The organism is Vibrio sp. ED004 (assembly GCF_023206395.1).
Lineage (GTDB): Bacteria > Pseudomonadota > Gammaproteobacteria > Enterobacterales > Vibrionaceae > Vibrio.
Genome location: NZ_CP066149.1, coordinates 629321 through 651216 on the forward strand (window position 1 = coordinate 629321; position 21896 = coordinate 651216).

General features: G+C 44.6%; 14 protein-coding genes and 4 pseudogenes. 8 read left to right on the forward strand and 10 right to left on the reverse strand.

Annotated features, from left to right (window positions below; translation table 11 throughout):
* Window positions 1-358: 358 nt before the first annotated feature.
* Window positions 359-595 (reverse strand): hypothetical protein, encoded by a 237-nt coding sequence (locus ITG10_RS02620; protein ID WP_248372270.1) that lies wholly within the window; start codon window positions 593-595, stop codon window positions 359-361.
* 228 nt (window positions 596-823) lie between these two features.
* Entirely contained in the window at window positions 824-1744 is a 921-nt protein-coding gene (locus tag ITG10_RS02625; RefSeq protein ID WP_102551490.1) for an IS5 family transposase, read from the reverse strand.
* A 267-nt stretch (window positions 1745-2011) separates the two neighbouring features.
* On the opposite strand from ITG10_RS02625, the gene ITG10_RS02630 reads away from it, so the two are divergent.
* Entirely contained in the window at window positions 2012-2341 is a 330-nt protein-coding gene (locus ITG10_RS02630) for an IS66 family insertion sequence element accessory protein TnpB (RefSeq protein ID WP_248386677.1), read from the forward strand.
* A gap of 143 nt (window positions 2342-2484) precedes the next feature.
* Window positions 2485-3587 (forward strand): annotated as a pseudogene (locus tag ITG10_RS02635) (IS66 family transposase); the annotation flags it as partial.
* A 197-nt stretch (window positions 3588-3784) separates the two neighbouring features.
* Here the strand turns inward: ITG10_RS02635 and ITG10_RS02640 are convergent.
* A pseudogene (locus ITG10_RS02640) lies at window positions 3785-4362 on the reverse strand (porin family protein).
* A 52-nt stretch (window positions 4363-4414) separates the two neighbouring features.
* A pseudogene (locus ITG10_RS02645) lies at window positions 4415-4753 on the reverse strand (alpha/beta hydrolase); the annotation flags it as partial.
* 266 nt (window positions 4754-5019) lie between these two features.
* Here ITG10_RS02645 and ITG10_RS02650 point away from each other — a divergent pair.
* A pseudogene (locus ITG10_RS02650) lies at window positions 5020-5937 on the forward strand (IS5 family transposase).
* 1199 nt (window positions 5938-7136) lie between these two features.
* Here the strand turns inward: ITG10_RS02650 and ITG10_RS02655 are convergent.
* Together ITG10_RS02655 and ITG10_RS02660 are read right to left on the reverse strand one after the other, a co-directional pair.
* Entirely contained in the window at window positions 7137-9263 is a 2127-nt protein-coding gene (locus ITG10_RS02655; RefSeq protein WP_017631346.1) for a methyl-accepting chemotaxis protein, read from the reverse strand.
* A 194-nt stretch (window positions 9264-9457) separates the two neighbouring features.
* Window positions 9458-10378, reverse strand: a complete 921-nt coding sequence (locus tag ITG10_RS02660) for a histone deacetylase (RefSeq protein ID WP_017631347.1) — start codon at window positions 10376-10378, stop codon at window positions 9458-9460.
* Between the two features lie 261 nt (window positions 10379-10639).
* On the opposite strand from ITG10_RS02660, the gene ITG10_RS02665 reads away from it, so the two are divergent.
* Window positions 10640-11326: an SDR family oxidoreductase gene (locus ITG10_RS02665; RefSeq protein WP_017631349.1), complete on the forward strand. Its 687-nt coding sequence runs from the start codon at window positions 10640-10642 to the stop codon at window positions 11324-11326.
* Window positions 11327-11333: 7 nt separating this feature from the next.
* Complete coding sequence (locus ITG10_RS02670; protein ID WP_017631350.1) at window positions 11334-12335, forward strand: DUF3080 domain-containing protein; 1002 nt, start codon at window positions 11334-11336, stop codon at window positions 12333-12335.
* Window positions 12336-12353: 18 nt separating this feature from the next.
* Here ITG10_RS02670 and ITG10_RS02675 read toward each other — a convergent pair whose 3' ends face one another.
* The 3 genes from ITG10_RS02675 to ITG10_RS02685 form a co-directional block, all read right to left on the reverse strand.
* Window positions 12354-14348: a DNA topoisomerase III gene (locus ITG10_RS02675; RefSeq protein ID WP_017631351.1), complete on the reverse strand. Its 1995-nt coding sequence runs from the start codon at window positions 14346-14348 to the stop codon at window positions 12354-12356.
* A 115-nt stretch (window positions 14349-14463) separates the two neighbouring features.
* A complete protein-coding gene (locus ITG10_RS02680) occupies window positions 14464-15012 on the reverse strand; it encodes an NAD(P)H nitroreductase (protein WP_017631353.1) in 549 nt (182 codons plus the stop codon).
* Between the two features lie 208 nt (window positions 15013-15220).
* A complete protein-coding gene (locus ITG10_RS02685) occupies window positions 15221-17230 on the reverse strand; it encodes an NADPH-dependent 2,4-dienoyl-CoA reductase (protein WP_176680215.1) in 2010 nt (669 codons plus the stop codon).
* A 279-nt stretch (window positions 17231-17509) separates the two neighbouring features.
* On the opposite strand from ITG10_RS02685, the gene sppA reads away from it, so the two are divergent.
* Both sppA and ansA read left to right on the forward strand, forming a co-directional pair.
* The gene (gene sppA, locus ITG10_RS02690) at window positions 17510-19360 is read left to right on the forward strand and encodes a signal peptide peptidase SppA (protein WP_026084302.1); all 1851 of its coding nucleotides are present in this window, start codon (window positions 17510-17512) and stop codon (window positions 19358-19360) included.
* Window positions 19361-19478: 118 nt separating this feature from the next.
* Window positions 19479-20495 carry an asparaginase gene (gene ansA / locus ITG10_RS02695; protein WP_239847870.1) on the forward strand — a complete coding sequence of 339 codons (1017 nt, stop codon included), beginning with the start codon at window positions 19479-19481 and terminating at the stop codon, window positions 20493-20495.
* A 143-nt stretch (window positions 20496-20638) separates the two neighbouring features.
* Here ansA and ITG10_RS02700 read toward each other — a convergent pair whose 3' ends face one another.
* Window positions 20639-20920, reverse strand: coding sequence for a DUF1315 family protein (locus ITG10_RS02700; RefSeq protein ID WP_010437067.1), 282 nt, complete (start codon window positions 20918-20920; stop codon window positions 20639-20641).
* 113 nt (window positions 20921-21033) lie between these two features.
* Here ITG10_RS02700 and ITG10_RS02705 point away from each other — a divergent pair, with 113 nt between their 5' ends.
* Window positions 21034-21840, forward strand: coding sequence for a DUF2989 domain-containing protein (locus ITG10_RS02705; protein ID WP_017630986.1), 807 nt, complete (start codon window positions 21034-21036; stop codon window positions 21838-21840).
* Window positions 21841-21896: the final 56 nt, after the last annotated feature.

Below are 21896 nucleotides of genomic sequence, written 5' to 3' on the forward strand. Positions count from 1 at the left end.
AAAAAAATAAGTAGTCTTTATCGTGCATGATCTGAATTATTTTTGCTCGAGCATGGTCGTCACCGAGCATTTGTCTTAGGCGCACAACCTTGTTATTAATCGTCCGGTCGATCCTGTCATACTCAATGCTAACCAGTATCTTCGTCAAATAGTCAAGTGACTACGGCGTATCTGAATTGCTTGCTAATAAAGTCGATCAAACTCTCGATCTGTGAGTGATAAACTGCACCTGAAAGTTCATATTTATTATATGTTTTTTCAGAACGAGTTAATCAAATTGAAGGTTATTTGAACCACCGTCTGAAGCAGTTTTGGCAGCGTAATAGTGAACGAACTCAGGCCAGCAGAAATCTTGGTTTCATTGGCTTGATGGCAGAGTCATCAGTCCTTTCTTACCCGCAATACGATCAAAGTCGTCATCACCAGTGGTGAGCATCAATACTTTACCTTTATAGAGTGTATGCGTCTGTCGGAACATTGTCAGTCTAGCGGTTACAGGAAGCATTAAATCCAGCAATACGATGTCAAGTTGTTCGATGAGGATGGTCTGCGCAACATTACAGTCATAGGCAGGACACATAATGTTGAACGACAAAGTAATCTTGAAATATTTCTGAAGTTACAGATCGCCTTCCACGGTGACCATTTTAGAGTTTGCCATTCAACCGCTAACCTAATCGAGTGTTAACTTAAATGAAATGTCGTGAATTACCTTCATCTTTAGCTTAATAAATATTGCATATTGAGTTTAATTACTTCGCAAAAAATAGGCTTTGTTGCGTAATTAAATTTAAAGATAGAACTACCCCGTTTCGCGTATTTCTTAATCAATACGACAAGTTTCAGGCATACCTAACCCAGTAAGCTTGTTCAACGCTTTTATCATCGCGTAAGTTTCACCCACCTGGGCATTGTAATTTCTTAAGCTCAATCGTCCTCCTAGCAACTGTTTAACTCGATACATCGCTGTTTCTGACAATGAACGTTTGTGGTATCCATACCGCTCTTTCCAATACTTATTTGAGCCGTATAACTTCTGGCAACCCACGGCGAGATTTCGAGGATGACCACGCTCCCAGAAGGCTGCCCCTTCTCTTGGGGGAACAAGCGCAATGGCTCCCTTAATCTTAATAGCAGTGTGACACGCTCTTGTGTCGTAAGCGCCATCACCAGACACCTCAAGGATACTTCGGCGTGTTTGTTTCAGCAGGTTCGGGAGTACTTCGCCATCTGTAACCGTTGATAAACTTAGCTCGGCGGCAATGATCTCATGAGTGCTTGTATCGACGGCAATATGAAGCTTTCGCCAGACTCTACGCTTGCCATCCGTCCCGTGTTTTTTGACTTTCCATTCACCTTCGCCATAAACCTTAAGGCCAGTTGCATCAATGGCTAGGTGTTGTATCGCTCCTCTCGTTTTAGTCTTAAATGAGACCTCAACTTGCTTGGCTCTACGGCTGATGCAGGTGTAATGCGGACAACTTAGCGGCACATGGGCTAACCTAAATATCGAGTCGATAAATCCTTGAAGCGCTCTCAGTGGCATAGAAAAAACTCGTTTCACCATGAGTGCTGTCGTAATAGCTAAATCACTGAACCGACGTGGTCTCCCACGCTTATTCTGTTTGCTTTGCGCCCAGCCGCTTATCGCCTCTTCATCAATCCAAAAGGTCAGAGAGCCACGGTTAATGAGTGATTGATTGTATTGCTTCCAGTTGGTTGTTTTATAACGAGGTTTAGGCATAGGGCTACGAGAGGGAGTGAATGTAGCTGATCAGATCGTAGGTTCTGGATTTAGTTCCACTGAATTACGCAACAAAGCCCATGAAATGTCACGTAGTTTGGGTAATTAAGTACCGTCGGAAAATCCTGAGTCCTGGTATGTGCAGCTACCTACGGAAAGTTATACCAAAGTTACTGCGAAGTTTACCGTAAGCGCACCATGAAGCCCGCATTCTAATCTTTCAGCACGAAGAATAAGATCAACTCTCCAACCCAAAGGAGAGTTGAAATGGCAAAACGACGCACCAATCTAGAATGGCAAACACTGTTTGAACAATATGAAAGCAGCAATATTACACAGCGTGCTTTTTGCGAACAACATAGACTGAGTTTATCCACGCTCTTCGCCAAGCGGCGTCAACTCCAAACAGCAAACCAATCGGAATCTGTCGGATTTGTTAGAGCCGAAATCGTCGAAAAGACAACGAAGTATCAGGCGCAGATAGCTACGGCTAACATGACACTGCTCGTCAATGATGTGGAGTTGAGCATTCCTCAAGGCACGCCAGCGACCTATCTTGCTGAACTCATTGAGCGTTGTCATGAAAGGTATGCTTAGCGCTCCAGACATTTATCTTTATCGTGAAAGTGTCGATTTTAGAAAGTCCATCAACGGCCTGGCGGCGATTATCGGAAATGATACGGACTTGCCTCTTGGTAACGGGGGCGCTGTTCCTGTTTACCAACAAACTGCTCGATAAGATTAAGGTGCTGGAATATGTTCGCCCTAAGTACGCTTGCCGCCAGTGCGAAAAAGCAGGCGACAGTAGCCGTATCGTTCAGAAGCCATCCCCTCAGAGCCTCATACCTAAAAGCTTCGCCACAGAAAGCTTGCTGGCCAACATCATTCTTGGCAAATACCAATACGCAATGCCACTTTACCGCCAAGAATCGCTGTTTACCCAGTCAGATATCGAGTTATCACGTACCACGATGGCAAGGTGGGTCATCCAAGTCAGCGAGAAGTTCGCTCCGCTGTATGCGGCCTTGAAAGAGCACCTACTCCAACAAGTGGTGGTGCAGGTGGATGAAACGCCACTCAATGTGCTCAAGGAAGAGAAGATGCGTTATATGTGGCTCTACTGCTCAGGCGCTGACTCGCCCGAAGCGGCATTACCGAATGTGAAAAATATCGTCTTGTACGACTATCAAAACAGTCGCGCGAGGGCGTGCCCTGTTGCCTTTTTAGGCGACTACAACGGTTATCTACAAACCGATAGCTACGCGGCTTATGATGGTCTACATCAGGTCACTAATGTGGGTGCTTAGCGCATGCTCGTCGTAAGTTCATGGATGCTAAGAAGCTTCAAGGGAAAGGTAAGTCGGGAAAGGTTGATAAGGCGCTGGCTAAAATCCAAAAACTCTACGGAATAGAATCACGCTTAAAAGGTGCGCCTGTCGAAAAGCGGAAAGCAGAGCGTCAAGCGTATTCCAAGCCGGTACTGGATGAACTTTACCAATGGATGACAACCCAGAAGGTGATAGGCTCAAGCCCATTAGGTAAAGCGATAAAATACACGCTCGGCCAATGGCCGAAGCTCATCCGCTACGTCGATGACGGTCACTTATCGATAGAAAATAACCGCGCTGAACGTGCAATTAAACCTCTGGTCATTGGCAGGAAGAACTGGTTGTTCTCGAACACAACAAATGGTGCTGATGCGAGTGCGATGATTTACAGTATCGTCGAGACAGAGGAAGCCAACGGCCTAATCCTCTACGGCTACATGGTCAAGTGCATGAAGGACCAGGCGAAAGCTGAGCCTGATATCAACGCACTCTTACCTTGGAACTTCAAACATTAACAGCATCGCCCCGTGGGTTCATAGGGTGTTTACATCCAAGTTTGCATGGACGAGAAGTGTGGACGATGTTGAAACAAGAGCAGATAGATATAGTCTGTCACTTTCGATGTATTGCTGAGAACGAACTGAACAGCAATACATCGCCAAGCCTTAATGACTAGAGTTTAGGGAATCTCTATAATTCAAATATAAAGCCTCTAGAAGTCGTACGAAGCACCTATCATAACGGTATTAAACGCTGTGTCTCTGCTTTTAAGTCTTTTACCGTTATTATCAGTGAATTCGATATTTACGGCATCTGCCTGTGAAATCAGACGTAACGTAAGCCTGTCAATTGAGTATATTCAACGCCAATTCCGAAATGGAAACCGGCACCAGAATCGTCATCAATTTTGTAATTACTACCCTTACCAGAATTCAGGTCAACATAGCTAAGTCCAGCAACAAAGAAAGGTCGTATTGAATTATCAAATGTGTAACCGACATTAGCCGAAACAGACAATGCTGTTGGAGAGAACACTTTGTCACCAACTTTCGAATCGTAGTCACCATAATCGGTGTAGCCAAGTTCAACACCGATAATGCGGTTAAATTGATAACCACCATAAACGCTATATCCCATGCTTTCAGCATCTAGATTGCCACCACCATCGGTATCTGAATCTTGATGGACACCAAAGCCGGCACCAATGTATGAGCCTCCTTCGATATTCGCAGCAAATGTAGGAAATGAAACCAAACCAACTAGGCCTAATAGAAATGTAGATTTAAGCATGTAAATATCCTTTTAACTTGATGTGTCGTAATGAATTTATATTATAGACCGCTTACTCAAGATGAGTAATGAAATTGTATTTTTCCGAGTCTGCTTTCGTTACCCAGTATTCGCCAACTGCCAGGACAGAATCCAAGATAAAGATATCGAAACCAATCCCTTTTTCTCCCAACATAGTTTTAAAGTAGGTCGCTTGCCTACGATGACTCTCGTCAGTGTATGGGAATTATTTGGCCGTTTTATCGTCCTCAGCCCAGCTGTGTACACCTATTTGCTTATTCAATTCAATTGCTTTGGTGGCGTCTGCACGTTGTAAAATCCGTGGACTACCGGCTGCGAACAGATCTGTGCCGCCAGAAAACACCGAACCCGTTGGGGTTACTATTGTAGTCCATGTCTTTTGCTCTAATGAAATCGTTTTCGATAGGGAGACTTTATTGTTTATCTGCCAAATTATCTGTCATGAGTATGTATGGATATGTATACTTTTTTAGGACGTTATTTTTTGTTTCTTATTCATCCACACCACATAAAATTAGCGTAGAACATATTTAACCAATCAGTTTAGGTATTTTTTGGGCTTTGTTGCGTAATTCAATGGAACTAAATCCAGAACCTACGATCTGATCAGCTACCTCCACTCTCTCTCGTAGTCCTATGCCTAAGCCTCGTTACAAAACAACCAACTGGAAGCAATACAACCAATCACTCATTAACCGTGGTTCTCTGACCTTTTGGATTGATGAAGAAGCAATAAGCGGGTGGGCACAAAGCAAACAGAATAAGCGCGGGAGGCCGCGTCGGTTCAGTGATTTAGCTATCACGACAGCACTCATGGTCAAACGAGTTTTTTCTATGCCATTGAGAGCGCTTCAAGGATTTATCGACTCGATATTTAGGCTAGCCCATGTACCGTTAAGTTGTCCGCATTACACCTGCATCAGTCGTAGAGCCAAGCAAGTTGAGGTTTCATTTAAGACTAAAACGAGAGGAGCGATACAGCATCTAGCCATTGATGCTACTGGCCTTAAGGTTTATGGCGAAGGTGAATGGAAAGTCAAAAAACACGGTACGGATGGCAAGCGTAGAGTCTGGCGAAAGCTTCATATTGCCGTCGATACCAACACTCATGAGATCGTTGCCGCCGAGCTAAGTTTATCGACGGTTACAGATGGAGAGGTACTCCCGAACTTACTGAAACAAACACGCCGAAGTATCCTTGAGGTGTCTGGTGATGGCGCTTACGACACGAGAGCGTGTCACGCTGCTATTAAGATTAAGGGAGCTATTGCGCTTATTCCTCCAAGAGAAGGGGCAGCCTTCTGGGAGCGTGGTCACCCTCGAAATCTCGCCGTGGGTTGCCAGAAATTATACGGCTCAAATAAGTATTGGAAAGAGCGGTATGGATACCACAAACGTTCACTCAGAAACAGCGATGTATCGAGTTAAACAGTTGCTAGAGGGAAACTGAGCTTAAGAAATTACAATGCCCAGGTGGGTGAAACTTACGCGATGATAAAAGCGTTGAACAAGCTTACTAGGTTAGGTATGCCTAAAACTTGTCGTATTGACTAAGAAACACGCGAAACGGGTTGGCTCTATATCTAAATTTAATTACGCAACAAAGCCATTCGCTGATTCTGAAGGTTCCCATTTTGATACTGATGAAGACATCTTTGCATCCTCACTCAAAGATTCCGTCATAAATGGTGATGAAATAACAATGTCCCAGAAAGAGCTTTTTATGTGGGATATTTATATGCTTATAGATTGGCACATTAATAGATTATGGATTGAACTAGAATTCCGCCAACATTTTAAACGTCACGAACTACAGCCAAAACTAATCCATGACATGAAAACGGAAATTGACCGTATAAACAATCACTATGAACCTTTACTGAAAAGTAGTCTTTTATCATTTTCAATGATTGGCCATAGAACTTGTTCGACGTGTAGCTCTATAATGACAAAACATGATGAATTCACCATGATCTGTACGTCGTGCGGAAATAAAGTAGAGTTATAAATACGCTTATAACAAGAAATTCCAGCAGACACCTACGGCGCAGCTGAATTTGGCGTTAACTCCGACTCAGCAATACATTAACTAATCCAGCATATCTTTTCCCAAACAGTCTTCGTAACACGCTTGTGTCCAAAAGTTTCTTACGCTGAGTTGCGGTTGCGTGAGAGGCATATATGAAGCAAAGGAGGATTGCTTGTTTGTATCGTAGAACGCTGGATAGCATGCAACAAAATGTCGAGAATTGCTTTGTTCGACTTGATGGTATAGATGAGAGTTTCGGGGTGACTTTCTCAGGCTTTGGTTAGTGAAAAGCCCTTTTGTTAAGAAAACCACTAATCCAATCCATTGGTGTTGCTGATCTCTCTCATGATTCATAAAATCAAAAATTAACTCTTACACACCAATAAGCGCCTGTTTGACCAAGTTCCAACTATAGATAATTTAGTGTAAACGCGGCCTGTGAGGGAGAGTGATTTTTAGTCTAAAGTGAACAAATATAGGATATTTTAGAAGCGTTTCTTGACGGACTCACGAATAACAAACTATAGTCAATTTAGTAAGTCAATCATTAGCAAATCTAGTCTGCGTTATGATTAAGTTATTGATATCAGGTTATTTAACGAATGAATATCGGAGTTTCTAGGGTTCAAATCCCTATCCCTCCACCACATTAAAGAAAGCCGCTGAGAAATCAGCGGCTTTTTTGTATCTGAAGTTTACGTATCGGGCTTACACAGCCTTTTCACTACGCCACCTTTCGGCTCACTTCAAAGCGTCCTATCAATTGATCTAAGCGGCTCAATGCATTACCCATTAACGACACCCGGCGTGCGAGTTGTTTCGTCGACAGTTGTAGGTCAGAGATAGAACGTTGGGCTTTATCTGCCGTTTGTCCATTTTTCTGACTGTTCTCGTCGAGGTTAGACATGGTCGTAAAGAGATCGGCTACTGCTGCTTGAATTTGCTCACTGCGGGCGTTCGAGTCGACGGTTAAGTTTCCTTTACTCACATTCTCAACGCCTCGCTCCATAGACTCCACTGCGCTGCGAGACTTAGTATGCAGCTCTTTCATTAGGCCACTAATATGGTTGGCGGCTTGTGAAGTTCGGTCAGCTAAAGTTCTTACTTCTGAGGCAACCACAGAAAACCCTCTTCCGTGTTCACCTGCTCTTGCTGATTCTATGGCCGCGTTCAATGCCAAAAGGTTCGTCTGCGCAGTAATGTCGGTAATGATGTCTATAATATCAGACACTTTGGTCATTTCATTATTCACCTCATTCACGCTGTGGGCTGAGCTTTCTACGATATTCCGAACAACCTCCATACCTTCAACCGATTGATTGTATTCCTTCTCCGCATTAAGAACGGCTTGCTTCATTACTGTATCCATTTGCGTAGCCGAAACGGTCGCATGTGTAATTTCACTCTGTTGATATTGACTTAGGTCCAACATATTGCTGAGTGCCAGTGATGCATCATCACTGGTTTGTTTCATCACGACACTGCGACGAAACATCGATTCCGATACTTCTCTTACTTCATGACTCGCATGAATCAAATCACTCACCGTGCTATCTAAGTTATCGATGAAGCTGTTAGTCCATCGCCCCAAATTACCAAGTTCATTATGACTGAATGTGGTTGGGTCGAGTCTCCGACTTAAGTTTCCATCACCTTCGGCTAAGGTTTGCATCACCCCGGTCATTTCATGGACTTTATTTGCTAGTGGTTTAGCACTCACTAGACGGAATAAACCGAGAGCGAGAAGCACGCAAGCGAACATGACACCGCTGTACAAAAGCGGGGTTAACGTATAAAAGTTAGCAAGCAGCAATGGAACAGACAGAGGCAATAACATGCAGCCGATAAAATGTTTAGATAAGGTGTAACTTAGGCTTCGATCTCTATAGACCTCTTCTAAGTCGGACTCACACATCATGCCGAAGGTGTCTGATGAACCGTCCAGTTGAAAAGTAATACCTTTACCGATAACGGGGATGTGGCGATAGTCGGAATACCCCGGGTAACCAATAAACAAGTTGCTGCCATTTTTAATGGTTTCTCTTACGCCGGGGTGAAGTTGATTCGTGGCAGGGTCCGTAAAGCGAATCTCAAATTCAGTGTGCTGTTGGATCTTAACCGTTCCCCAATCAGTGTGAATCCCTTGTTTTAAGTTCTCGCCATGTGAAAAGGTATTATCTTCAAAGCGGGAGCGAGAGAGCGCAACACCTGGTTGAATTTGAGGGTCATGAATAGAGTCGACCATAAAGATATAGTTATCACCCGACTCACTATAAATATGCCCCGCTTCTCGCTGAATAATGTCACCAATGACATCATTAGGAACACGACCACATAAGAACTGCTGAGTCCCTTCGTCCCGAGAAAAGGGCACATAAAACATCAGCGTGACTTGATCATGAAACGATGAACTCGAGGCTCCTACGTTCAACGTGCGTGGGTCCATATACGGCCCATGTAGATAACGCTTCGATGCCCCTTCGGCTAAAGCCTTCTTATCTGCGAGAGTTGCTCCGATATGGTCGTGATAACTCGATGCTTGCGCGACACCTTTAGAATCGACAATCGCCAGCTCAGAGAAATCCGTGCCACGTTTAAGAAGGCTTGATAATGTACTTTCCGCCTGCTCTTCCGTTCGGCTTGCCAAATAAACGGCAGAGTCTTCTAAAAAGTCCCATTGGTTCTTGACCCAATTATGAAGAAGTTGAACTCGAGTATGGGCAATACTTTCAAATGTTTGCTCGAGCTCTTCTGTCCTACTTCGATTTAGAAAACAGGCTCTACGCATTGCCAGTTTCCCTGTTGCGCCAAACCAATTAAGCCAACTGCGTTCCTTGTCCGTCAGGTTCATTTACATCCCTTGTGTTTTTATATTCACATGGGTAAAGCAATTTACAGACCAGAATTAATCACACAAATACGTAACCAATTAATAAAAAAGTAATTTTTTCGCATCAGGATGGTGCAAGTCGTGTCTTTTTTGGTGCAACAGATACTTCTTCTTTATCACCTTTTTAATGAGGTTACAGTGGTTAATTTGAGAAGTTAATCGTAAACATGATGAGCCGCTTTCAATAATTGCATGTGAATAGGAACCAGATCTTCATGCTGTGTTCGATAGCCACCGCCAACAACACACGCCACCGGAATGGATTCTGATTTCGCTAAACCAATCATCAAGCAGTCGCGCTCAAATATCCCTTGTGTCGAGACATTTAAATAGCCCAGCTCATCGTCTTGATGGATATCGATCCCCGCATCGTAAATAATCAGATCAGGTTGATGGTGAGCAATCGCTAACTTAGTGACTTGTTCAAAACAACGCAAAAATTCTTCATCTTTGGTTTCACGACTTAGCGGCACATCTAAATCGGATAGCGGTTTACGTGCAGGAAAATTTTTATCACAGTGGAAAGACAGAGTGATAATCTCTTCGCTGTCTTGGCAAAGAGTCGCTGTGCCATCACCATGATGAACATCGCTGTCGACGATAAGTACTTTATCGATATGTTCAAAGGTCAGCGCGTGTTTTGCCGCTAAAACCAAATCGTTCAACAAACAAAATCCACTACCAAAATCATGATGCGCGTGGTGATAACCACCACTCAAATGAATCGCTAAACCACTCTCGATCGCCATTTCAGCGGCCAAGCAGGTTCCACCGCTGGAATAGAGCGTTCTTTCAATAAGTTGTTCGCTCCACGGGAACCCAATGCGTCTCATCTTCGCTGCAGGCAAATGACCAGACACAAGTAAATCGACATATTCGCTATCGTGTACCTGTTTGACTTGCTCAACCGAAACCGGCGTTGGTTGGAACACTTCAAACTTGCTGTTCCATAGTGGCTCGCTATCCATTAGCGCCTCAACAGCACTGTGTAACAACTGATATTTGTTAATCGGATAGCGATGACCTTCAGGTAAAGGCAGTTGCGAATAGATTGGGTGGTAAATTAAAGGAATCATAATCAAGTTAATTGCGTATCTTTCTCAAAATCATAACAGTCTCAGACTTGGCGACAACCTTAATTGATGATAACAATTATCATTACCTTCAATCCATTTCAGAGGCAACAATGAAAAACGTAATACTCATCCTTGGGGTGATCTGCGGCTCAATGGCTGCAGTAATGATTTTTGTAGGAATGCCAATGGCCAGTTGGTGGACCGTTGATTTTCTCGTGTTAAGCCATCAAACTTAACTAATTGAACTGAAAAGGAATCACCATGAGCGTTATTTTTATTACTGGAGCGAACCGCGGTATTGGCCTAAGTTTGACTCAACAATACTTGAAAGGTAATCACAAGGTGTATGCGACTTATCGTGATGCCAACTCAGCAACAGAACTGCTCTCACTTGCAGACCACAACAGCAACCTAACCTGCATTCAGTTAGAAATAACCGATTACCAAGCAGTGAGCCAACTTCCCTCTCAAATTCCGTCGATAGATATCTTGATTAACAATGCTGGCTACTATGGGCCAAAAGGTTACGGACTAGGTAATACCGACATAGAAGAGTGGCGACGTGTTTTTGAAGTCAACACGATTGCACCATTGAAGCTTGTCGAAATGCTATTACCTGTTCTAGAAAACAGTGACGTGAAAAAGGTCGCTTGCTTGTCTTCTCGAGTAGGCAGCATGACAGAGAACACCTCTGGCGGAGGCTACATCTATCGCTCCTCTAAAGCGGCTCTCAACTCCGTTGTGAAGAGTTTAAGCAACGACCTAACCGATAATGGCTTTACTGTGTTAGCGCTGCACCCTGGTTGGGTACAAACCGAAATGGGTGGGCCAAACGCTCTCATCGACACAGACACTTCAGCATCTGGCCTTCTCAAAGTCATCGAATCTGCCAATACCGAAGTAAGTGGTCACTTCTTCAATTTCGATGGATCTGAAATAGACTGGTAGGCACCCCATGAATCCTCGTCCTCTTTCAAATTTACTGCAACGTTCACCACTGGTTTTGTTAACCGTAGTGCTCGCTGGATGTTTTGGTGAAGGCCCTGGAGACTTATTCGACGACTATCAAACTAAAATAGCCAGAGTACAAGACGCTGACGAGATAAAAGAGAACTGGGAATTTGAAAGCCTACCGAGAAAACGAGAGCTGTTACTGGATGTACCTTCACTCTCTATCGGGCTTATCGACAGCTATCAACTTCGACAATGTGGGTTATTCAACCTGATTGCTGAGAGGAACTCAGTACTCGGAAAAGTCGCGGACGAGTTCCGAAATTATGACTATCAAGTCGCTCTACTGGAAGGCGTTGGTCAATGTTTAGCTAATAACGAGTTAGACCCAGAGATCGTAGAACTACTAAAAGAAATTGAGCAACAGAAACTCGCACAGTTTCCGCTACATCGATGGAACCTCATCTATGCCAGTGATGCTATGCAGTCGCAAATGCGGGGGAGTAAGTGGTTACGTGCTGATATTGGCGATCAAGTGAGACAGACAAGTGACGCCCTAGAACATATCAATCAAGCGTTAAACACATCACTCGTTTCGGGCAAAACCATTGAGGTTCAAGAAGTACTGGAGAAGAGTTCAACGCTTGGAGATTTGTACTACTCACTAGCTCGAGCCTCGGTTGAGCTCGATTCCATCACCAAACAACTCACAACCTTTGATGCCAATATCATCTGCGGGAAACAGCGAGACACTACTAAGTTTCGTTATCTCAACAACGTGTTCGAACAACAGTATATTGGCAAAGTTCAGCCTTACATGGCTCAGCTAGATGGCTATTATCAGCAGTTAGCGTTGCAGCTTGTTATGTTTGATGCTCAGCCAGAATTGCACAGCTATTATTTTCCCATCAAAGAGACGCACCAAACATTTCGCGCATCAACTCGCCGACATGTTGATTACTGGCAGCAGTTATTTAAGCGTTGTGGACGTAAGGTTGGACGTTAATTCCTCTACCGATAAGTACTAGCTTTTAGTGCCCTTTTTAGCGGAAGTACCTTTCTTTGCATACGAACCATTCTTGGCATAAGACTTCTTAGCACCACCGCCTTTACGACGTTTAAAAGCAGGTCTTTCGACTTTAGGAAGGTGGCGGAGTGATTCAGGAACCTCTCCAGTTTTTACCTTGCCCATCAAGCCATCTATCTTGCTTTCTAGCGCTTGCATGAAAGGTTGGTATGCTTGATTTCGTTCTGCCATACCTTGCAACTGGTGTTCCCAATGCGCTGTCATGTCAGGAAAGGTCGAATCCTCAGGTAAGGCATGAATCAAGCCTCGACCAGCAGGGCTACTATGAATGCTCTTACCTTGACGCGTTAGTAGCTGCCTTTTAAATAGCGTATCGAGAATACCCGCACGAGTTGCTTCTGTTCCAAGACCGTCCGTCTCTTTCAATATGGCTTTCAGGTCTTTGTTCGCAACAAAACGCGCGATACCTGTCATCGCTTGCAGCAATGTCGCTTCTGTAAAGTGTTTTGGCGGCTCGGTTTTCTTATCGCCAATCACACCTTCGCGACAGGTGAGCACAGTCCCTTTATCGAGCGGTGGAACCGTATCAGTTCCATCACCTTTCTCTTCATTGTCCGTTTTGCCCATCAACACTTTCCAACCTGGGTTGATAAGCTGACGTCCTTTCGCAATGAACACGCCACCAGCAATATCAAAAACCAACTTAGCGTCCGCAAAAACAGCCGGTGGGTAGAACTGCATTAGATATTGGCGGGCGATTTGTTGATAGATTTTCATCTCATTGGCAGACAAACCATTCACCGATGATTTCTTCGGAGTAGGAATAATCGCGTGGTGAGCATCAACCTTGCTGTCGTTCCACGCTTTTGATTTCAGTGAAAGATCTGCGCCTTGAGCACCACTTTGCAGCTCTTTCGCATTATTGGCGATGGCGTCTACGATCGACTCTCGCTGCGAGTAGTGTTCTTTAGGAAGATAACGGCTATCAGAACGTGGGTAAGTAATGAGTTTGTGCTTCTCATATAAAGACTGACAAGTGTCTAATACCTGCTGAGCACTCATGCCAAAACGTTTAGACGCATCAATCTGCAAAGCCGACAAAGAGTAAGGAAGCGGCGCGGCTTGTTTGCTTTGCTTCTGCTCTGATTCCGTCACGGTCGCAGGTTGATTCGCAATTCGCTGAGCGACGTTTTCAACCAGCTTTCGATTGAGCACACGGCCTTCTTCATCTTGCCACGGCTTACATGCTTCGCTTGGCTTCCAGCGAGCTCGAATATCAAAGCTCTGACCGTTGTTTTGGTAAGGGATCAAAGCGTGCAGAGTGAAATAATCTTTCGGAATGAAGTTCTCGATTTCTTCATCGCGTCTCACCACCAAGCCAAGTACTGGCGTCTGCACTCGTCCTACCGACAGTACGCCTTGGTAGCCCGCCTTTTGGCCAAGCAAGGTATAAGCGCGAGTCATGTTCATGCCATACAACCAATCGGCTCTAGAGCGCGCTAATGCAGAAATAGACAGTGGGATAAAGTCACGGTTACTGCGCATTTGAGAGAGCGCACGCTTTACGGCAGGTAAGTTCAAGTCGCTGATCAATAACCTGTCCATCGACTCTTTCTTAGCCTTGGATACTTTGCAGTAATCGATCACTTCATCAACTAGCAGCTGCCCTTCTCTATCCGGGTCGCCGGCGTGAACAATTTGAGTGGCGTCCTTCAATAGCTTTCGGATCACCGTGAGCTGTTTGCTTGAAGTCTTGCGTGGTCTTAGCTGCCATTGCTCTGGCACAATAGGAAGATCGGCCAAGTTCCACTTCTTATAACGGTCGTCATAAGCGTCTGGCTCAACCTGCTCCAATAAGTGTCCAATACACCAAGTCACCACATCTCCATTGCCACATTTGATAAACCCTTGGTCTTTCTTCTGTGGATTAGGCAGTGCAGCGGCGATCGCGCGGCCGAGGCTTGGTTTTTCAGCAATAATAAGGCGAGACATGTTTTTCCAGATGCTACAAACAATTAGGGTCACATTATCTAATGTGCCCCTAATAAATCAAGAAAAACTGGTTGTTTATACAGTTAGCATTCCACTATTCAAGCTTCAACGTTCTTTATAAGAACTCAACAAACTTAGCGAAGTCACGCTCTGGTACTTTCATTGGTGTACAGCCCGGAGTACCAAGATATAGGAAACCAACAATCTCATCGTCACCTTCTAGGCCAAATGCTTGGTGAACTTCTGGGTGGAACATCCATTTACCAGAACGCCAAAAGCCTTGGAAGCCTTGAGCGACGGCGGCCATTTGCATTGCTTGCGCAGCACAGCCAGCAGAAAGATGTTGTTCAATCGCTGGTACTTTCTCGTGCTCAGTCACTTTAGCAATCACGGTGATCACCATAGGAGCGCGGAACGGCGCCTTTTTCACTTTCTCGATCACCGCTTCTTCGCTTTCATCCGCTTCAGCAGCACGAACCAATATGTCAGAAAGCTTCTGTAGTCCTGAACCTTGTGCGATAACAAAGCGCCAAGGTGTTAACGCACCGTGGTCAGGAGCACGTAAGCCCGCTTTGATGATGTTTTCTAACGCTACACCTTCAGGTGCCGGATCAGAGAGTTTTGCGATAGAGCGTCTGTTGAGCAATAGATCCAAAGCATCCATTTGAAGTCCTTACTATTTCTTTATTATTTGTATACTTGAACTTTAGCACAGAATACAAACGATAATAAATCTCAACCACCGCCCATTTGGGTTCTATTAGAAACAATAAAGGCTCCTAAATCTATAACTTAGGAGCCTTGTTCAAAAATCTATCTCAGCAAATTAAGTAACAATATCTCCCGATAAAATTACAGTTTGATAGCTGATTCTATAACTTAATCGCTAGCTCAACACCTTGACGGATAGCACGTACCGCATCCAGCTCACCGGCATAATCGGCACCGCCGATAACATGCAGTTTGCCACCGAACTCTTGCCACATGTCTTCGAATGGTCGAACCGACACTTGGCCTGCACACACGATGACGGAATCGGCATCAAGTACCTGCTCTTGCTTGCCAACGCTGATATGCAGACCTTGGTCATCAATCTTGTTGTAGCTCACGCCACCCAGTAAGTTCACACCGCGTTTTTCTAGTGTGCGTTTGTGAATCCAGCCTGTAGTTTTGCCCGGACCTTTACCAACACGACCCGCTTTACGCTGCATTACCCAGACTGTCTTATCGCTGAATGAATCAGGGTAAGGGTAAAGTCCGCCTGGGTGTTCCATATTCTTATCTATGCCCCACTCATGCAGCCAATCGTCTAGGCTGTGTGAAGTCGGCTCTGTCAGCATGGTTGCCACATCGACACCGATACCACCAGCACCAACAATCGCGACCTTTTCGCCTACAGGTGTCTTTTCGCGAATTAAGGTTTGGTAATCGACCACGTTTTCTTGATCAATGCCCTCAATATCGAGCTTTCTTGGCTCTACACCGGCCGCCATCACAACTTCATCGTACTTCAACAACATTTCAAACGTTGCTTCGGTATCCAGCTTCAAATTCACACCCGATGCGTCGATTTGGTTAGCAAAATAACGAATCGTTTCTCTGAATTCTTCTTTGCCTGGGATCTGCATTGCCAATCTGAACTGGCCGCCGATACGGTCATTTTTCTCAATCAAATCAACCTTGTGTCCACGCTGCGCTAACGTTGTCGCACAAGCTAAACCTGCAGGGCCTGCGCCGACTACCGCAATGGTCTTAGTCGCTTGAGCTGGTTGAACAACAATTTCAGTCTCGTAACAAGCACGTGGGTTAACCAAACAGCTCGCGCGTTTACCTTTAAACACGTTATCCAGACAGGCTTGGTTACAACCGATACAGGTATTGATGAACTGAGCTTGGTCTTGAGCTGCTTTGTTGACAAAATCAGGGTCAGCCAAGAAAGGACGAGCCATAGACACCATATCAGCCTGCCCAGAGCTAAGAATACGTTCTGCTTCTTCTGGTGTATTGATACGGTTACAAGTGATCACCGGAATAGAAACATGCGGTTTAACTTTCTCGGTTACCCAAGAGAACGCACCGCGTGGTACTTGTGTCGCGATAGTAGGAATACGTGCTTCATGCCAACCGATACCAGTATTAATAATGGTCACGCCGGCTTCTTCAAGCTTTTGAGCCAATAGTACAACATCTTCAAAGGTGCTGCCTTGCTCAACCAAATCGAGCATCGACAGTCGGAAAATAATAATGAAGTCGTCACCTACTGCTTCGCGAATCGATTTAACGATCTCCAGTGGGAAACGCATACGCTTCTCATAAGAACCGCCCCATTCGTCGTAACGCATATTGGTACGTTTACAGATGAATTGGTTAATCAAGTAACCTTCAGAACCCATGATCTCAATGCCGTCGTAACCCGCGACTTGAGCAAGTTCGGCACTGTTGGCAAAGGCACCAATGGTCTTTTTGATTTGACGAGGGCTCATCTCACTCGGAGCGAACTTAGCGATAGGCGCTTTAATGCCAGAAGCACTTTGCGCGAATGGGTGCATCGCATAACGACCTGCATGCAATAGTTGAAGCGCAATTTTACCGCCGTGCTTGTGGACGGCTTCGGTAACAACTTGGTGCGCTTTAGCGTGCTTTACTTTACTGAATTCAGCACTGAATGGGGTTAATCTGCCACGTAAATTAGGAGAGAAACCACCTGTAACAATAAGACCAACGCCTCCTTTTGCTCGCTCTTCATAAAACGCGGCGAGTTTGTGTAGGCCTTCTTTATTTTCTTCTAAACCTGTGTGCATTGATCCCATCAATACACGGTTACGTAACTGAGTAAATCCAAGATCGAGTGGTTCAAGTAAATGTGGGTACATGGCAGACATCACTTCTATTATTTTATCCTTGTGGTCTGACCACAGTATAGTTCAATTACCAAAAGTTCAAACAACCGTTTACATTTTTGTAACACCGATCATAATGCAGGACGCATTAATCGTTCAAAAGCCCCTAATCTGTCTACACTTAATGAGAATATATATCGATTAACAATTCTTGGTGTAGTTTGAGCTAGGGAATTATCGTAGGATACTAAGCAGTTCATATTATTGAGATTAATGGTACTACGGCTTGTTAAAGCGACGTGATCTCACTGCGGAGACAGAATGAAAAAAATATTCAAATTTATAGGCATGATCTTTAAAGGGATTTGGAAGCTCATTACGTTTGTGCGTCTTGCGCTTGTTAACATCATCTTTTTACTCAGTATTGCCATCATCTACTTTGTGTACTTCCACTCAGATACGGCTCAGCCAACGGTTCCACAACAATCCGCTTTGGTGCTTAACCTTTCTGGTCCGATTGTAGAACAAAGCCGCTATATCAACCCGATGGATTCCGTGACAGGTTCACTGCTTGGCAAAGACCTTCCAAAAGAAAACGTTCTGTTTGATATCGTTGAAACGATTCGCTATGCCAAAGATGACGAGAACGTAACGGGCATTGTATTAGCACTTAAAGAGCTACCAGAAACCAACCTAACCAAGCTTCGTTACATTGCTAAAGCACTGAACGAGTTCAAAGCCGCGGGTAAGCCAATTTATGCGGTAGGTGATTTTTACAACCAAAGCCAATACTACCTAGCCAGCTACGCGACCAAAGTCTACTTATCGCCAGACGGTGGTGTGCTTCTGAAAGGCTACAGCGCTTATTCGCTTTACTATAAAACCTTATTAGAGAAACTAGACGTAAACACCCATGTGTTTCGTGTAGGTACTTATAAGTCTGCAATCGAGCCTTTCATTCGTGATGACATGTCTGACGCAGCGAAAGAATCCGCTTCTCGTTGGTTAGGTCAGCTATGGGGTGCGTACGTTGATGATGTGAGCCACAACCGCCAAATCGACGCAAAAACGCTGAACCCAAGCATGGACACTTTCTTGAAAGAGCTTGAGTCTGTCGATGGTGATATCGCGAAACTGGCCGAAAAACTGGGCTTAGTGGATGAACTAGCGACCCGCCAACAAGTTCGACTAGAACTTGCAGACGTTTTCGGCAGTGACGGTCAAGACAGCTACAACGCATTTGGTTACTACGAATATCGTACAACTATGCTTCCAGAGATGAACAGCGAATCACACGACGTTGCTGTGATTGTTGCAAGCGGTGCCATTATGGATGGTAAACAACCTCGTGGCACTGTTGGTGGTGATACGACTGCAGCGCTACTTCGCCAAGCTCGTAATGACGACAAAGTAAAAGCAGTTGTGCTTCGTGTAGACAGCCCAGGTGGTAGTGCCTTTGCTTCTGAAGTTATTCGCAATGAAATCGAAGCGATCAAACAAGCAGGTAAACCTGTAGTGGTTTCTATGTCTAGCCTTGCTGCTTCTGGTGGTTACTGGATCTCGATGGGCGCAGACAAGATCTTAGCTCAGCCGACCACATTAACAGGTTCAATTGGTATCTTCAGTGTTATCACGACCTTTGAGAAAGGCTTAAACGATATCGGCGTTTACACCGATGGCGTGGGCACTTCACCTTTCTCTGGCCTTGGTATCACTACTGGCTTGACTGATGGCGCTAAAGACGCTTTCCAAATGGGTATTGAAAATGGTTACCGCCGTTTCATCAGCTTGGTTGGAGAAAATCGCGGTATGGACGTGAATGCTGTCGACGAAATCGCTCAAGGCCGAGTATGGACAGGTCAAGATGCGATGCAGAAAGGCTTAGTCGATGAAATTGGTGACTTTGACGATGCGATTGCAGCAGCGGCTTCACTTGCAGAGCTTGAAAGCTACAACATTTACTGGGTAGAAAAACCACTTTCAGCAACTGAACAATTTATTCAAGAATTTATGAACCAAGTTCAGATGTCGATTGGTCTTGATATTCAGTTAATGATTCCAAGCAGTTTACAGCCTGTTACGCAGCAGTTAGCTCAAGATAGCCAACTATTAAGCAACTTTAACGACCCACAAGGCCGTTACGCTTTCTGCCTAAACTGCCAAGTTCAATAAGTTAAACCAATAAGTCATAAACCAAGAGGCGCCTGTGTGTTAGGCGCCTCTTTTTATTGCATGATAATTCGCTATAATCGCCCACCTGTTCCCTACATCACACTAAGTATTAATCGCCATGGAAAGAAAACACATCTATATCGCGTACACCGGCGGCACAATTGGCATGCAAAAGTCTATTGACCACGGTTATGTTCCAGTCGCAGGTTTCATGGATAAGCAGCTTGCTGGCATGCCTGAGTTCCATCGCCCAGAGATGCCTGAATACACCATTCATGAATACTCTCCATTAATGGATTCGTCAGATATGACGCCGTTGGATTGGCAGACTATCGCTGATGATATTCGCGCGAACTACGATAAGTACGATGGTTTCGTTATCCTGCATGGTACTGACACAATGGCCTACACCGCGTCTGCGCTGTCGTTCATGTTAGAAAACCTTGGCAAACCAGTGATTGTAACCGGCTCTCAGATCCCTCTCGCAGAACTACGTTCAGACGGACAAGCAAACCTACTGAATGCACTACACATAGCGGCTAACTACCCAATCAATGAAGTGACACTGTTCTTCAACAACAAGTTGATGCGTGGTAACCGCAGCACCAAATCTCACGCTGATGGCTTCAATGCGTTTACGTCTCCAAACCTAAATCCATTGCTAGAAGCCGGTATCAATATCCAAATTAGCAATAACGTTGTGGTAAATGAGCAACCTAAAGGTGCATTCAAGGTTCATAACATTACTCCGCAACCTATCGGCGTAATCACTATGTACCCAGGCATCTCACATGAAGTGATCCGTAACACGCTACTACAGCCTGTTAACGCAATGATTCTGCTTACTTTTGGTGTCGGCAATGCCCCACAAAACCCAGAGCTACTTCAACACCTAAAAGACGCATCTGAGCGTGGTGTGATTGTGGTGAACTTAACTCAATGTTTGGCGGGTAAAGTGAACATGGGTGGTTACGCGACGGGCTGTGCACTTGCAGAAGCTGGCGTTGTTAGCGGCTATGATATGACACCAGAAGCGGCACTGGCGAAGTTACACTACCTATTAAGCCAGAACCTAAGCTACGAAGAAGTGAAGACTCAGATGCAACAAGTGTTGCGTGGTGAGATGAGCTTATAAGCCTTCGCTTAAATGCGAATAAATAAAACGCTTGAATGCGATTAAAACGGTTTAACGTGAACTAAATCGTTTTACTGCTTATAAATAAACGGCTTAACAGTAAAAGGGGTGGCACATTGCCACCCCTTTGTTGTAATTTAAGCTTAATGATTCGGGTTAACCCTAACAATATCTTCTTGGTCTGACTTAAACTGTTTCTTGAGTTCAGACTTAGATTTAAAGCTAATCTCACCACCAGCTGCAATTGTCATGTGCTGAGCTTCAGAGTTATGTTTAGATTGGTATAACATAACCGCCTGCATACACGAGTCGCGCTGTTCTTTTGAGAGCGCCGTACCTTCTGGCCATTTACCCGTCTCAACTGCGTAAGTTAAACGTTCGTAGACCTCGGGTGTCATTGCGCTAAGAAGTTGTTCTGCATCCATGGTAGAGCCTTAGTTTTAACAATTTTCACCAGAAAATAACCCGTAACAGAATTGAGTCAAGAACCTGACCGAAAATAAGTGTATTTGATCACAAGTGAAGGAATATGAAAATTATGAAATTGTTGGCGATGAGCCTATTGCCTTTCACTCTGGTTGGGTGTCTTGAAGGGAACAAAAATACCGATCAACTGTGCCAAAGCAACCCCGGGCTGCAGTGCGAACAATTGAACATGAACGATGGGCAATGTCGTGTCGCACGTACCGACTTAATCTGGCATCGCTTTGAAGTTCAAAAGCAACCTACCGAAATCAACAAGATTAAAGAGTTCAAGTTAGTCACGGCTTATAAAAAGTGCCTAGAGCTTGCGGCACAGATTGAAACGATTGACCAATCTAAACTGCAAGAACGCCGCTTTACCTCTTTAATGCACAGTATTGAAGAGTCTGAACGCATTGTTGAAGAGCTCGCTCAATCAGACACGCCTGAAACACTCTATTTCTTGTGGTCGCAAACTGGCGACACCAACGCAAGGCGCAGTTTCTTACAGTTAGAAGGAACGGAGGCATTAAACACGGCAGATATGCAATACGCCCTAGCCACCTTCTATACCACCAGAGACCACACTAAAACACTGAAGCTGCTTAATAATGCCTTAACTTTGTCGAGCAACTCAGCCGTCAATACTGAGATCTTTAAGTCGATGGCCAGCATCAACCATAGTTTGGGTCATATGGAAAAAGCGTATGTCTGGGCGATGGTCGCCAAAGAGTTTGATGTGCCGATTGCATCAGAAGCTGAACTGGCCGTTCTCTATCGTTTTGAAGATTCAAAATACAAACAATTAAATAAAGACGCCGACAAAATTGTCGAAGCCATTGAGGATGGGGTCTACAGCCCAGCGATCGTCCCGAGTTATTGATCGCACCGTCTATATACGTAGAAAACAGCTACCATCATGGTAGCTGTTTTTATTTG